10 protein-coding genes are annotated in these 14,220 nt (G+C 32.4%); 1 reads left to right on the forward strand and 9 read right to left on the reverse strand.

Annotated features, from left to right (window positions below; genetic code table 11):
• Window positions 1-3 precede the first annotated feature (3 nt).
• Window positions 4-675 carry a TVP38/TMEM64 family protein gene (locus FDN13_RS05870; RefSeq protein ID WP_138979345.1) on the forward strand — a complete coding sequence of 224 codons (672 nt, stop codon included), beginning with the start codon at window positions 4-6 and terminating at the stop codon, window positions 673-675.
• On the opposite strand, the gene FDN13_RS05875 is transcribed toward FDN13_RS05870, so the two are convergent.
• The 9 genes from FDN13_RS05875 to FDN13_RS05915 all read right to left on the reverse strand — a co-directional run bounded on the left by FDN13_RS05875 (window position 672) and on the right by FDN13_RS05915 (window position 14,217).
• Window positions 672-1,127, reverse strand: a complete 456-nt coding sequence (locus FDN13_RS05875; protein ID WP_138979346.1) for a hypothetical protein — start codon at window positions 1,125-1,127, stop codon at window positions 672-674. The genes FDN13_RS05870 and FDN13_RS05875 overlap by 4 nt on opposite strands.
• Window positions 1,096-2,493 carry a rhodanese-like domain-containing protein gene (locus FDN13_RS05880; RefSeq protein WP_168190091.1) on the reverse strand — a complete coding sequence of 466 codons (1,398 nt, stop codon included), beginning with the start codon at window positions 2,491-2,493 and terminating at the stop codon, window positions 1,096-1,098. The genes FDN13_RS05875 and FDN13_RS05880 overlap by 32 nt, the downstream gene beginning before the upstream one ends.
• Window positions 2,494-2,601: 108 nt before the next feature.
• Window positions 2,602-3,615 (reverse strand): phosphotransferase, encoded by a 1,014-nt coding sequence (locus tag FDN13_RS05885; protein WP_138979347.1) that lies wholly within the window; start codon window positions 3,613-3,615, stop codon window positions 2,602-2,604.
• Window positions 3,616-4,293, reverse strand: coding sequence for a TIGR04282 family arsenosugar biosynthesis glycosyltransferase (locus FDN13_RS05890; protein WP_168190092.1), 678 nt, complete (start codon window positions 4,291-4,293; stop codon window positions 3,616-3,618).
• 304 nt (window positions 4,294-4,597) lie between these two features.
• Window positions 4,598-6,289 carry a flavin monoamine oxidase family protein gene (locus tag FDN13_RS05895; protein ID WP_138979349.1) on the reverse strand — a complete coding sequence of 564 codons (1,692 nt, stop codon included), beginning with the start codon at window positions 6,287-6,289 and terminating at the stop codon, window positions 4,598-4,600.
• A 546-nt stretch (window positions 6,290-6,835) separates the two neighbouring features.
• Window positions 6,836-7,831 (reverse strand): hypothetical protein, encoded by a 996-nt coding sequence (locus FDN13_RS05900; protein ID WP_138979350.1) that lies wholly within the window; start codon window positions 7,829-7,831, stop codon window positions 6,836-6,838.
• A gap of 27 nt (window positions 7,832-7,858) precedes the next feature.
• Entirely contained in the window at window positions 7,859-8,080 is a 222-nt protein-coding gene (locus FDN13_RS05905; protein WP_138979351.1) for a YdbC family protein, read from the reverse strand.
• A gap of 527 nt (window positions 8,081-8,607) precedes the next feature.
• Window positions 8,608-11,325: a phospholipase D-like domain-containing anti-phage protein gene (locus FDN13_RS05910; RefSeq protein WP_138979352.1), complete on the reverse strand. Its 2,718-nt coding sequence runs from the start codon at window positions 11,323-11,325 to the stop codon at window positions 8,608-8,610.
• Window positions 11,326-11,337: 12 nt separating this feature from the next.
• Window positions 11,338-14,217, reverse strand: a complete 2,880-nt coding sequence (locus FDN13_RS05915) for an anti-phage-associated DUF1156 domain-containing protein (protein ID WP_138979353.1) — start codon at window positions 14,215-14,217, stop codon at window positions 11,338-11,340.
• Window positions 14,218-14,220 lie beyond the last annotated feature (3 nt).

Consider the following 14,220-nt stretch of genomic DNA (forward strand, 5'->3'; position numbering starts at 1 on the left):
AATATGAATGAAAAAAAGAAGAAGTTAGTATATGCAGCAGCTTTTATATTATTAATATCTTCAATATTTATACTAAATAAATTAGATGTATTTGCTATAAAATCACCCCAGCAGTTTAAAGAGTATATAAGCTCCTTTGGTATTCTATCTCCAGTTATTTATATTATACTATTTACATTAGTTCCTCTAACCCTTTTCCCCGATTCTATTCTTGCTATTGCCTCAGGGCTTGTTTTTGGGCTTTACAAGGGCTTTATTTTAACAATGATAGGGGCTCTTTGCGGTGCAACACTTTCCTTTTATATTTCAAGGCTTCTTGGAAAAGAGGCAATTAAAAAAATTATCAAAAAGGAAATTAATTATTTTGAAGAGGGCCTTAGTAAAAACGGTTTTTTAATAATATTAGTATTAAGGCTTATTCCTCTTTTGCCCTTTGATGTAATAAGTTATGGAGCCGGACTTTCAAAGATAAAATATAAGGATTTTATTATAGCAACTTTAATTGGAATAATACCTGGTGTTTATGTGTATGTTAATCTTGGTGAAAAATCCTCATCTCCTATGTCAATTGAATTTTATATTTCTATAGCACTACTTTTAATTCTATTCATTTCATCATATTTCATAAAAAAGAAAATAGATGTTGAAAAGCTTAAGGTAAAAATAAAATGCTAGGAATTTCCTAGCATTTTATTTATTAAGATTATTAATATCTGTAAAGCAAATACTATTTCAAATACCATTACAAAATATACATAAGCTATCATGCTTTTAAAGAAACTAAAATTTATTATAAGTAGCAGAAATACCCCTATTATTATAGCCATCATATTATTAAATGAAAAAGCTTCTTTTATAAGCCTTCTTCTGCTCTTTAATAAACTTTGCAGTAAAAGTATTACAATCAAAACAATTATTATGCTTTGTATTTTAAGACTTAAGGGGGAATATATACCCTCTTTATATTTATAGCTCATATAAATCATATGATGATTGACTCCTGCTTTTTTATCTGACAGATAGCTTAATATAGATAATGCAAAAATCAAAAGTATTTGTATTGAATGTATTAAAAGGAAAAATATTTTATTTAAATTATTTCTTTGGTTCTCCTGTTTCAAAGGCATTGTTCTTATTACTCCATTCTATCCATCCATTGCTGTAAATTGCTACGTTATCAAGTCCTAATACATTTACATAGGTCATAATCTCTGAAACTCTCCATCCGCTTCCACAGTAAAGGGAAAGGTGTTTGCTTGTATCTATTCCTGCACTCTTCCAGAGATTCAATATCTCATTTCCATTTCTCATAGTCCCATCTATGTTTCTATAGTATTGAAGGGAATTTGAATCTCCAATACCTGCATAGCCGTACACAGCACCTGGTATACGTCCTTTTTTATGGTGATAGCTGTATCCTGAGCTCTTTCCTATATATTCATCCCAAGTTCTGTTGTCAACAAGCATAAACTCATTTGGTTTTTTCATTCCTGCTTTAACTTCATCTATTGTATCTATAAGCTCTGGTCTTCCTGGGATAGGAGCACCAAAATCGCTTACAGGAACTATCTTGTTGCTCTTTGTTTCAACTTCATAGCCTGCAAGTTTCCAAGATAGAAGACCACCATTTAATACTCTAACGTCTTTTACGCCTATGTATCTTAAAACTACTGCAACACGATAAGCTGCCATTGGATTTTCACCAGTTACTATAACTGTATCATCCTTTGTAAAGCCATAGTCAACAGCAAATTTAGCAAGCTGTTTATCACTTGCAAGCATCCATGCTGGAGGTGGCTCAACATTGTCTGTATTTATATGGAAGCTTGTTGGAACATGGCCCTTAGCATAAGAGTCCTTCTCCTCTCCCCAGCTTGCCTCAACTATTTTAATAGTTCCTGCATCTTCAAAGGTTTCAGGTTTTTTACCGTCTATAATATCCTTTACAATAGCAGCAGGAACAATTAAATGATAATTTTTAAACTTTTCAAGTGGAAGGGAATCATCCGCTGCCCACTGCTTTATATCATAGTAATATAGATTCTTATATCCCTTAGCACTTAAATATTTTGCAACTTCCTCTGCATCCTTGCCGTTAGCATCATATAAAATTATGTTTTTGTCAGCTAAGATATTTTTTGTTTTTAATGCTTCATCTAATGTCTTATCCTTATCCTTTGCATCAACCTTAAGCCAATTCGCTGAAAAATCTACTGCATTAGGAATGTGCCCTCCTCTTTTAACTCCATCAAGCTTCCAGCCATTAAACGCATCATTAATTCTTGTATCAACTAATACATAGCTGCTATCGTTTAATTTGCTTTTAACATCTTCTGTTTTTAAAATTTTCATAAGTCCGCTCTGTGTAGTCTGAGCTTGGTTTTGATTTTGAGCCTGGTTCTGACTTTCCTTTTTAGTACATGAAACTGCTGAAAATAAAGCAATTAAAAGTACCATGAATAAAGCTAAAGGTTTTTTAATGTTTTTTGCCATTTTATCACCTCGATATTTATTTTGTCCAACGGCAAAATTATAATGTATAACCGAGGGTGAATGCTAATAGATAAACTTTATACTTCATCTATTAACTATTCATAATATCTATATGAATTTAAAATCTACATGTTCTTTTAAAATTTCCTTCATAAAGCTGATATCAAGATAGCTTTTAATCTTTTTAAAAGTATCCTCGTTTTTTATTTCTTTATCGGGTTTTAAATACTCTAAATAGGCATAAGCACACCAGGAAAGAGCTCTCAAATAAAGATAGGGCTGATATAAATATACCCTCTCTTTAATATCCTTATAACCCGTTCTTTCAATATAAAAATTAAAAAAATTATTTTTCTCTTCCACGCTTAATATGTAATCAGCCTTCCAAAGGGTTGTAGTTATAGCAATAAATTGTGTTAAATCTTGGCACGGATCGCTTATTACAGGCTTTTCCCAATCTATAAGGTAGCTCTTATCCTTTCCTATTATAAAATTGTTGGAGTTAACCTCAGTATTATTAATAACATGAAGTTTATTATCTATATAATATTTTTCCTTATGTCTATTTTTTTCTGCCCAGTCTAAAAACTTATTAAAAAATACCTTTAATTTGTCATCAACAAGTGAAGATATAAAGAATTCCTTTAAAAGCCTTTGAGCTTCCTTTATTCTTTCAGTAAACAAGTTTTCCTCAATTATAAAAATTTTTTTACTTACCTCATCGCTTTTTAAAGTATGAATTTTAGAAAATATATATACTGCTTTTTCTAAATCATTGCTATATTGTAAAGGCCTTCCTTCTAAAAATTCCATTATAAGTATTCCATAATTTAATTTCAACTTACTATCATCAACAAAATAAACCTTAGGCGTAACACTGGTTTTCTCTAAAGCTTTTAGGGCATTATATTCATATCTTATCTGATTTTCTATTTCAAGCTGGCTTTTAGTGTTTATTCTAAAAACATACTTATTGACTTTATCCTTAATTATAAAATTTATATTGTATTCTCCCTGAGCAAGAAATTCAAGCTGAAAATCTTCACTTAAATCTATTTTAAAATCTTTTCTATTTTCTTTTATATATCTATAAACATCATCATAAATCTTATCTTTAAGCATTTATATTACCCCAATCTTTTCTAAAAATTTACCTGTGTTATAAGGATAAGGCTGCCCTGCTTTTTTACAATTACTAATATTTTCAGCAAGATAGATTAAATCTTCATAGGTGTCTATATCTCTGTTTTTTTGGGCTATTGATACATTTAAATTGTTTTCCCTTGCAATATTTACAGTTCTTTCAAATACGCTTTCTCCTCCCCATTTTACGCTATCATCAAAAAGACTTTTATATAGCCTTTTCATACCTAAAAGATAATACCCCCCGTCAAAGGTAGGACCTATTACAACATCATTATTATAAAGAGCTTTGAAAGCATCAATTATATGATTATATTTTACCATAGGTATATCTGAGCCCATAAGAACCACTCTGTCATAATGTTTACTTAAAACATATTCAAAGGCATATTTCATCCTCTCCCCAAGGCTTATTCCTTTTTGCGGAAAAGGAATAACATAGTAAGGAATTATATCCCTAATTATTTTAAATTTATCCTCAGGAGTGTAGGTAATAAATATATCTGCATAATTTTTTACATAATCAAAAAGGCTTATAATATCCTTTAAAAAATTAAGCTGAAGGTTTGCACATTCCTTTTTAGATAAATTCCCTATAAGCCTTGTTTTAGCTTCACCCTCAATAGGTACTCTTGTCATAAGTATAAAAGCATCCATACTGTCCTCCATAAAATCTTCAGTAGTATTATTTATTATTGTCAATAAAAATTCTCACTTTCAGGAAGATTTTTTCTTAACTGCTCCCTGTCAAGCAGACAGTGGTTTTTCTTGCATTAGTCATGATTAGCATTCCTTCTGTTCTAGAAGCTTTTAGCTCCTCATGACTATTATACCTGAAAATCCATCTCTGTAATTGAGCAGTTGCTCTAATACCATATTTTTACAGATATATACTTGATATCCTATACCATTAAGATAGTCTCTTACAGCTATTTCCTTTAATTCTGCAAATAAAAAAGTTTTACTTATTATGCCTTATGTTATTTTTACTAATGAATTTTGCTGCTTCATTTGCTGCTATCATGCCACTTTGAAGTGCCCCCTGCATCCAAAGGTGTTTTTGCGAAATATGCTCCCCTGCAAAAAATACCCTGTTATCCATCTCTGGTCTTGTTATTTCATAGGAGAATAAAATTTTCTGGCCAGGGAAGGGAAGGCACCCTCCACCCCATATATAATCAATATTTACCCATGAAATGCTCTGCCATGATAAAAGATTTCTATAAATATATCCCCTATAAAGTTTATGAACCCTTTCAACGCTTTCAACAACATCATCTAATCTAAGACAATAATTTTCATTTCCAAGCCTTAATGCATTATTTCCCCAATTGTATGATGCAAGCAGAACGCCTGGCTTTTTTGAAGGGAAACCACCTTTAAACGTCCATCCATTATACACTCCTTCAATAGGTACTGAATTATCTGAAGGATAGAATATAGAAATTGGAATTAAATCTGTAAGGGAACTTCCTCCAACTATTCTTTTATCCTCCCCTCCATATTCCCAAAACCTTTCTTTTAGAAACAGCAGAGTCTTTTGGGCATATCCATAGTTTAATTCCGCTATTGCCTGAGATTTTAAAACGCTAAAGGGCGGAGCAACATTAACTCTTCTAAGGCTTGAAAAAGGTATTGCACAAATTACCACATCAAAGTCATTAAAATATTTATTTTTACAGCCTTCTCTAATTTCAAGTATTATTTTGCCTCTGTCATCTTTATAAATTCCATCAACAGGACTATTAAATCTAAAGTCTACCCTTCCACAATTTTGATTATTCAATTCCATATAGAATTTTTCTGCAAGCTTTATCATGCCTTCATCAATATAGTAAGTAAATCCAAAATCCGCAGTATATGCTTCCTGAAGTATTTCAGTAAGACCTATATTTAAAAAACTCTCTTCAAAGGCTGAAAGAAAGCCTATCATAGCAATTGCATCCTGACTCAATCTAAGATTTTCATAGGCCCTTCTTAAGGTCATACTATCTATATTTTTAATAGGCTCTGAATAATTTTTTTTAATCTCAATAAGCTCTCTTCTAATGTTTGGCGAAAGACTATTCAAATACTTATTTACAATTTTTTCTGATAATTTTTGCCACGGAGTTTCTCTCTCCTCTTCAGTTAAATTATATTTTGGATATATATTTTCTTCAACGCTTTTTCCCTGTGGATCATTCCTTGCATAACTTCCTCTTATATAAAATAGACCATTTATATTTTTTGAAGCAAAGGGTCTTGTTTTAAGCTTAAAATGATTTATATAATGCCATGTTGTCTCATGGGATACCCCTATTCTCATTGCTCCAAGCTCACCAAAATACTGCTTTTCTCTATCGAAATATACTGTATTTACCCTGCCTCCTATTCTATTTGAAGCCTCAAATATAGTAATATCACATCCTATTTTTCTAAGTTCATAGGCAGCACATAATCCCGAAAGCCCAGCTCCAATTACAGCAACAGAAACGCCCTTCCCGCATCCTTTAGGTACAATAGTTTCAATATCCTTTGGGGGACTTAACAATTCTATTATATTGCAAAAATCTTCCTCTCTTCCCGACTGATTCAAAAGATACTTTAACTGCAAAAATCTTTCTTCATCTGTAGGATTATCCCTCTGATAAGGTACAATATTTTTATTCATACACTATCTCCCAAAATAGCTTTAATAAAAAATATGATGCATAGGGACGGTTAATGACTATTTGTCAAACAAAAACATTTATAAGATTTTGGGACGGTTAGTGTAAAAAAGTTTTCTCCATCCTTGGTGCCTGGCACCGGAAATGGAGAAGAGTAAAATCTAGGGACGGTTACTTATTATCTCTAAAAATGTGTATATTGTTCTTTTATCTTAAAATTTATATTTTATCATTCTCACATATTGCTACTAAAAGATACCCCGTAAATAATTAGTAAGGATATTTTAAATAATAAGTAACTGTCCCTGGGGTTGTCTCATTGAGTTGGGACTTTACCTTTGGCTTCCTTCAGTTCCCTATCACGATGAACGCCCTTGTTATGATTAGTAGTTTCCACTACCAAGCTGTCGGCCATGTTGAGTGCACGCAAAAAGCCTCTTTCCCTATTTTTATAGGAAGAGGCTTTAAGTATATTTTATAAAATATTTATCTCATCAAGGCTTTAATGTATACCTTATGTATTTGATATTATATATTAATAACTAATGTTACCTCAAAATATTATTATCAATCCACATCTTTAACGATTCATCATCTACAACTTTATATTTTCCTTTTTTAGTCCCATTATAATTATCAAGCAAATGAAAATCTTTTAAGTAATTTATAATATTAATTATTACATGATAGGAAGTTGTATAATTGGTTCTGCTTATAATTACATTGTCAAATTTACTTTCAATTTTTCTTGGTTCAATATACTCTGTTCCATACTCTTCTTTTCTTTTTAATATGCTATAAACAATATTTTTAAAGATTTCTTTATCTATTGAAATACTGCCATATTTTTTAGGTAATTTAATTATTCCTAATCCTGATTCATTATCCACTTTAATTTCTTCTATCATGCTATTTTTATTTTCTTGATTAACTTTTATTTTCAAATCTTTATCAGTAAAGCCTGCAGTTCTTAATAATTTTCTGCATAAAGAAACTATAGAATTTGCACTAGCATTTACCATAACATATAAACCATTAGGTAATTTTTTATAAAATCTTTTTTCTATTTGTGATTCATCATAGGAAAAATATATTCTCGTACGTCCTTTAAACTCCTCTTTCTCATCAATATTATTAATAAATTGTTTATTCTTTTTCCCTATTTCTTCTACTACCAAAAGAAGTACTTCTCTCCAGGAATTTATTTTATATTTATCTCCAAATAATAAAACTTCTTCAGGATTAGTATCCGTCCAATCCATTAAATCATCATAATTGTCTTCTGTGATTTTGTTGTTATTTTTTTCATCATCAATACATAATGAGATAAATTCACTTTTTAAATTCATAACTTTTTCTATAAGCTTTTTCATATCTTTATATTTTTCTTTATAATCATCAGCATCATCAAAACAATCTTGATTAATATATTGATGAATTTTCTCCTTCACTATATTATTATATTGCGTCATATCCTCAATCATCCAATCGAAGTCATCATTTATGACTTTAAAAACATCGTCAATATTATTTCTATCTACCATAAACCCATCCCCTTCAAGAATTTTTATTTATATATCCATACCATTTAAAATTTCCTTCAGCTTTTTAATCTCTTCAAGTGTTAAAGTAACTCCCTTGCTCATATTTTTATGCTCCATGTCCCATTCCCTTAAATCATACTTAGGCTCTTTATCATTCCAGGAAACCAAATTCAATTCCTTCTTCCAGCCCTTTGAAGATTCCGATAAAACTCCAATATTCTTTTTTATATCAAACTTTATATCAGGCATAAAATGTCCTCCTTTTAATATTTTTAACTATAAAAAATTTTATCCTTATTTGGTTAGTTTAAACAATTAATATTTTACCTATTTTTTCCTATTATAATACTTAAAAATCAGAGGGACGGTTAGTGTGAAAAAGTTTTCTCCATCCTTGGTGCCTGGCACCGGAGATGGAGAATAGAGGAAAAAAGCGCCATCCAGTTGACAAGTGACAAATTTTTTCATGCCGTCGTTATGGCTATTGATTAGTCATGACTTGTTACTTATTATGTATACATTTATATAACATCTTCATATCTTAATAAAATTTATTATTTACTTTTCATATATTCCAATTAAAAGATTCTCATAACAACATTTGGTATAAACATAAAATATTAAGTAACTGCCTTCCTATGACCTCTTATATGGGTTCTGGGTACGGCAACTGATTGTTAAAGGGGGTTTTAGGAATGCTGCTTTTGTCCTTCAAGATGCCTTATAACTAATTATAAGAATAGGTAAAATAGTAAGTAACCGTCCCTTAGGTTGTCCTATTTCCAGCCTTGCATGAGGCACTTTTTCTTTTCGCTGCTGTCTAAAACGTTAGCACAGCTCTCCCAATTTATCTTTTTAACTTGGTTGTACCGCAGTTCAAAGGGATGCTGCTTTGGCACCGCATCTATTATATGCTTTGCCTCCTCAATTTCGTTTAATGCCACCTTAACCCAAACATCCTCCAAAACATCGGGAATTTGTCCAAACAGATTTCGTATATTTTCAAGCCTTGATGACAAAAGTTCGTGCACTCTGTCCTCAACAGAATCCTTATACCTCATGTTGTAAATATATACCTCATCATATATCTGCCCTATTCTTTGTATCCTTCCTTTTCTTTGCTCAAGCCTTGTAGGATTCCAAGGAAGGTCAAGGTTAATAAGGCTGCCGAGTGTTTGAAGGTTTAATCCTTCACTTGCTGCATCTGTTCCAACAAGTATTCTTAACTCATGATGCCTTACCATACTTTTTAATTCTTCCTTAGCCTTTTTTTCAAAAATACCTCCAAAAAATAAACCTGATTTATCTCCCCCTGCATAAAGGCCTATCTTTTCACTTTTTAAATCCTTTGACAGATTTTCTGCCACAAAATATGCAGAATCATAATACTGGGAAAATATAATACACCCTCTATCTATCCACTTTTCATCAATAAGTAGCTTTAAAGTCAGCTCATATTTTGGATCCTTTGATTGATTGCTGTTTAAACATTCAATAAAATTTCTTAAGCAATCCTCTTCTTCCATGCTTAAATTATTAATTCCCTCTTTTTCTTCATCTATTTTTTCAACATCTTCTTCATAGTCCTCCTGATCTTTTAACATATTCCAATTATTAAGCATTTTCTCTGCTGTGTTTTTGCCTGCAACTATTGTACTTCCAACTCTTTTTAAAAGGAGAGTTTTTAAAAATCCTCCTCCTTTTATCCTCTTTTGAAGCAATAAACTAAATTGCTCAGCATATCCATAGGCTTTTTTAAGATAAGGCGGCAAAACTATTGCCTCATTTTCACTTTCCCCAAATAACTTTACCTCTACTTTCTTTAAATAAGGCTCATTTGTTTCAGGGTTTATAGTGTTTTCCAAAAAATCTCTTGTTCTTCTTACTATATGCCTTATAAAAGGATTATAAAATTGAATAAAATTATTGTTTGCAATTCTTCCAAGCCTTCTATAATCAGGCACAGGAAGAGAATTTATTGCATCTGTTGAAAGTACAAAATCCTCATCCCTCATCCAAGCACGTTTTCTTATAATGCCAAAGTTTATCTCTTCTTCATTCTCTGGAGGGAATGGATCCCTTATCCAATCTATTATGCTCAAATCAAATTCATCAAATTTTTCTTTCCCAAGCAGCAAATTTAGAGCCTTCCCTGTCTGGGTTCTCCACCTGCTAAAGCTGCTTCCTAAAACGCTGTCGTTTTTCTGTGATAATATTTCAAGTAAATCCCAAGCTTCAATGGGGTATAGCTGCACAGGTGTTGCAGTTGCCAAAAGCATGCTCTTTGTTTTTTTAGATATATCCATTAAAAATTTCATAAGATTGTTTTGATTATATAAAGGAGCTCTTCCTTCATCATTCCCCTGATTATACTTTTTTCTTCTTGCCCTGTGTGCTTCATCAACTATTACACATTCATAGTCCATTGATAACAAATAATCTGAAACAGGTGAATTAGCTGTAATAAGCCCTTGGGATATAATTCCTATTCTTCTTGGACACTTTTTTATGCTTATATCTCCATTTGAAGGATATTTAAGCCCATTTTCATCAATCCACTCTTTCCCATTCCAAACAGCCGATGGCATATCAAGAAGGCTGCTTATCTCATCCTGCCACTGCCATAGCAAAGTTTTTGGCACTATAATAAGTATAGGTTTGTCCCCATATAAGGCCATAAGCTGTGCAGCCATTGCAAGCTGAATAGTTTTACCAAGCCCAACCATATCCGCAAGTACATATCTTGCCCCGTATAATTTTTTATGGTCTTCAAAGGCAAGGCTTATAAAATACTTTTGATGTTCCCAAAGTCCAAGCTCCCTTCTATAAACAGGAGATTCTATAACAGTTGACGCTATGTCTGCATCCTTTCTCCACTCATCAATTGAATATATAACTTTTCTTTGAGACAACCTTTTTATATCTTCAATTATAAAATCCGACAATGGTACTGCATATTTACTATTAAAGAAAAAATCAAATTCCTCCTGAACCCAATCAACTGCTTCCTTTGAATCGTCTTCCCATAATAGCTCATAGTTTAATTTCCATGCATTGCTTGTTTCATTTACACTCCCTATAAACGATGTTTTCCTTCCATCCTTTAAAGTTATTACCCCAGCCTTTCCATGTATAAGCCCAAAAACATCATTGGGTATAACTTTAATCTCCATCTTCCCTGATTTTAATAGATTATAAAGCTTGTTAAGCCTTTCATGAGCATTTACAAACTTTTTTTCAGGCTCACTCTCACACCATTCTCTTCTTTGTGCTTCCTTTGCTGCCTTTGCCGTTTTTACATCCTCTATTGAAAGCTCTGAATTACAAACAACACGGATTTTCCCTTCTACTGACTCTAAAGCCTCACCTGCTATTTCAAAAATAGAGGAGCTGAAATAGCCCGCTATTCTATCATAAGCCAATGCTCCTCTTAACTTTTCATCTAAAAATGCCTTATCTAATTTTTGTCTTCTTGATGAATATCTGTAAATCAAAATACCACCCCATTATACCCCGTCATGTCTTATTAATTCTATTAAAAGCTTTGAATATTTTGCTTCCTCCTGCCAATGCTTCATATTTTCTATATGTTCAAATGTAGCAATAAATTCAAGTATATTTATTATTGTACTTCTTTGGCTCCAGTAATAATTTGAAAGTTCATTTTTAAGCCAGTTTCTACCCTGCATTGTATTTTCTTCTTTTATTGACTGATGCAGGGCAGCAAAAACATTTCTTAAAAGGGAATTGCTGAAATTATCGCTTGTACCTATATTTTTCATTCCAAATTCAAGGGCAGTTTTAAGCCTTGCATTATTTGCCTTTGTACTTTGCAAAAGATTTTTATATTCCTTTACACCAAATCCCTTGGCTATTTCCTGATAAACTGAAAGCTGATTTACACCGCTTTTTTCTAAATCTAAGCCCTTTATATAAAACCTCTCTTGTGGGGTTAATGTTTTCCATGTAAATATATCAAATCCTGATGGGGTTAAATAGTCATAAGCTATTTTTACAGCCTCACCTATTATATTTTCAACTGGTGATACATATCCTCTTTGACTTTTTTTAGAAAGCTCATATTCTACATTAATATCTTCTATTTTTTTATAGGAAGTTAAAACTCTAAGTGCCGCAGAGTATGCTGCTAAAATGTAATCTGCATCGTTAAAGTTAGGATCATCCTTATCATCAAGTTCCCTCATGCTGTCTATTTGCCTTTTTACTTCAATTTCAATCTCAGGGTAAAGTTCATCAATAAAGGCTGTTGTATCAGACAGCTGCTTTCTTAATACAAGAAGAACAGTCCCCTTTACATAATTCCCATCCTTTAGTCCACCTGATTCTGTTTCTGTTGCAATTGTCCATGCTGCAGTAACTTTAAGCCCTGCAGCCCAAAGTATTAATGTTAAATCAGCCCATACACTTACTGCCTGATGGGTAAACATTACGACTTGCATTCCATTATCCGGCATATTATTTGCTAAGTTTTTGTAAATTTCAACCATGCTCTGATTAAAATCTTCTCCTGTTCCCTTAACAGCAAGGGCTCTTTTGGAATCTGCATACCAGTCTGGGAATACATCAAGGAGCATTTTCTTATCCCATGCAAGGAAAAATTCAGACAGCTCATGGTAGTTTACAGCATCAGCATAAGGGGGATCAGTAAGCCAAAAAGTAGCGGTAGATTTAATTGTTCGTGCATCTGAAAGATACAAACAAGAATTTAAGTTAATATCAAAACAATTTAATGTGAAAATCCAGGCATTAATGACATCTATCATTCCTCTATTTCCATAATTATATAAAGTATTTAAAGCTTGATTAGAAAACACATCAACAACTTTTTCAACACCTATTCCTGAATTCCATCTGGAAATTTTTGAGTTAAAATTAGCTAACCTATTCACCCCCAACAGCCCAACAACCTTCTCCTTCTTTGTCTTTGCCTCCTTATCAATAAGCTCCATCAAAAGCCCGTGAACAAGGAGCTGCCTTGGGTTAAACAGCTGATGCCAATATGCCCATCCTCTTGTCCTTATTGGTTCGTCCGTTTTATCCCCTTCCTCAATCATACTGCTTGGAATATAGCCCTTTTCCTGCCATGCATTAAATCTTTCCTTTAAAAGCTCAATTACCTTCTCTTCTCTTTTTAAATCCTCTACTGTTGGCTCTGTATAATATCTATTGCCATTTTCCTCTTCATACCTTATACAATACAGCCTCTCTTTAAAAACATCCTCTTTACTTGACAAGAATTCATTCTTTTCCCATCTTCTTAAACCGTAAATTATTGTTCCGTCCTCAAGCCTTCTGTCCTTTCTTATTGCTGTAATAGGAGTTTCCATATTACAATGGGGGCAAACAAGCTTACTATCTACAACCGTTCCTATTTCAGCTCTTTTCATCTCTTCATTTGTTGCATTCATCTTTATTTTAATATCAAATCCACCATAAGCATTATCCTTAAGTATTGCAACTGTTTTTGTCCCTTTACCTATAACAAAGGATGGTGACAGAGGCACTTTGTATCCACATTCTGGACATACAGTCTCATTGCAATATAGATATGCATTTGCCCTATGCCCTTTTTCATTATGCTCTATACCCCACTTTGTTATTATTTCATCAGCCATTTTATAAACTCTTTCTTGAAATTCCTTTAACTTTTCTATTTCATCCTGTGAACTTCCTAATATATTAAGGGATGACCATGTTAAAAGCATTGCAATTGGGTTTAAATCTGAGGCATATACATCAAATCCCATTCTTGCTGCTTCAAAGGGAATGCTTCCTCCCCCTGCAAAGCAGTCTCCAACAGTTGGAACCTTTCCAAATCTTTTCTCCCCAAGCTGTTTTACAAGCTCCTGAAGAGTGTATGCCTTTGTCCCAAGGTGCTCATTTATAACATCCCATTCCTTTTTGTCTTTAAGTTCAACCTCCTCAGGCCTTTTACAGTATTTTAATTTTTCATCGTAGCTCATCCTTTTAAAGGCAAGGCTTTGAGCAATATATTTTTCATCATTTGATAAGCCTTTTATGTACTGTATTTTCCCTGCTTCTTCAGTAAAATACCTGTTTCTCTCATTTAAAGTTAAGTATCTGTATACTTCAGAGGCTGGAATTGATTTATCCTTTCTTAATTCTAATCCCTTATCATCCATTGTAAGTATTTTCAAAAATATTTCCCTATCCTTTTTAGGGTTATCTGTTGAAGGCATTAAAAGCCCAAGAAGCGTTGCTCTTACAAGTATAAGGGGCTTTCTTCCCCACCATTTGCCAAGGCCAGTTAGTGTTTGCCCTAAATTTGCCTTTCTTTCCTTATAGCTTTCCTTTGAAAGTTTTGATATTGGAAATTGTTTTTCTATAAATGTTAAATCATCCATTAT

This window comes from Caloramator sp. E03 (assembly GCF_006016075.1).
Taxonomy (GTDB): Bacteria; Bacillota; Clostridia; order Clostridiales; family Caloramatoraceae; genus Caloramator_B.

Coding starts and splice junctions, on each gene's coding strand:
- FDN13_RS05870 (WP_138979345.1), top strand. CDS start 4: ATGAATGAAAAAAAGAAGAAGTTAGTATATGCAGCAGCTTTTATATTA.
- FDN13_RS05905 (WP_138979351.1), bottom strand. CDS start 8,080: ATGCCTGATATAAAGTTTGATATAAAAAAGAATATTGGAGTTTTATCG.
- FDN13_RS05915 (WP_138979353.1), bottom strand. CDS start 14,217: ATGGATGATTTAACATTTATAGAAAAACAATTTCCAATATCAAAACTT.
- FDN13_RS05880 (WP_168190091.1), bottom strand. CDS start 2,493: ATGGCAAAAAACATTAAAAAACCTTTAGCTTTATTCATGGTACTTTTA.
- FDN13_RS05900 (WP_138979350.1), bottom strand. CDS start 7,831: ATGGTAGATAGAAATAATATTGACGATGTTTTTAAAGTCATAAATGAT.
- FDN13_RS05895 (WP_138979349.1), bottom strand. CDS start 6,289: ATGAATAAAAATATTGTACCTTATCAGAGGGATAATCCTACAGATGAA.
- FDN13_RS05890 (WP_168190092.1), bottom strand. CDS start 4,293: ATGGATGCTTTTATACTTATGACAAGAGTACCTATTGAGGGTGAAGCT.
- FDN13_RS05885 (WP_138979347.1), bottom strand. CDS start 3,615: ATGCTTAAAGATAAGATTTATGATGATGTTTATAGATATATAAAAGAA.
- FDN13_RS05875 (WP_138979346.1), bottom strand. CDS start 1,127: ATGCCTTTGAAACAGGAGAACCAAAGAAATAATTTAAATAAAATATTT.